This is a genomic window from Kinneretia sp. DJ1R-11, assembly GCF_025717595.1.
GTDB lineage: Bacteria > Pseudomonadota > Gammaproteobacteria > Burkholderiales > Burkholderiaceae_C > Paucibacter_A.
In genome coordinates this window covers 1-423 of the sequence record NZ_JAJIRR010000057.1, presented here as the reverse complement: position 1 = coordinate 423, position 423 = coordinate 1, and the positions used below count along the sequence as shown (strand labels likewise).

At 67.4% G+C, this 423-nt stretch carries 1 pseudogene; it reads right to left on the bottom strand.

Going from position 1 to position 423, the window contains the following annotated elements:
- Window positions 1–423, bottom strand: a pseudogene (locus LNV23_RS23905) (heme utilization protein); the annotation flags it as partial.

Below are 423 nucleotides of genomic sequence, written 5' to 3'. Positions count from 1 at the left end.
GTGAGGCCGGCCACCTGAGCGCTGTTCAGCGAGGCGGCCTGAGCCGTGGTCAGCGCGACGATCTGGTCGCTGCTCAGCACGGCCAGCTGGGTTGAGCTCAGACCCTTGAAGCCGACCGTGCCGATGGCGGCGAAGTCTTCGGTGTTGAGGCTGCGCAGCTGGTCGGTGCCCAGGGCAGCCACTTGCGCCGAGCTGATGGCGCGGAACTGGGTGGTCGTCAGGGCATTGAAGTCTTCCGTGCCGAGGCTGCGCAGCTGGGTCGTGCTCAGGGCATTGACCTGCGCGGTGGTGAGCGCGCCGAACTGGTCCGAGCCCAGGGCTGCGAGCTGTTCGCTGCTCAGCGCACGCAAGGCGCCGGTGTTCAGAGCTTTGAGGTCGTCGGTGGCCAGCTTGCTGATCTGCTCGGTCGAGAAGCCGGCCACT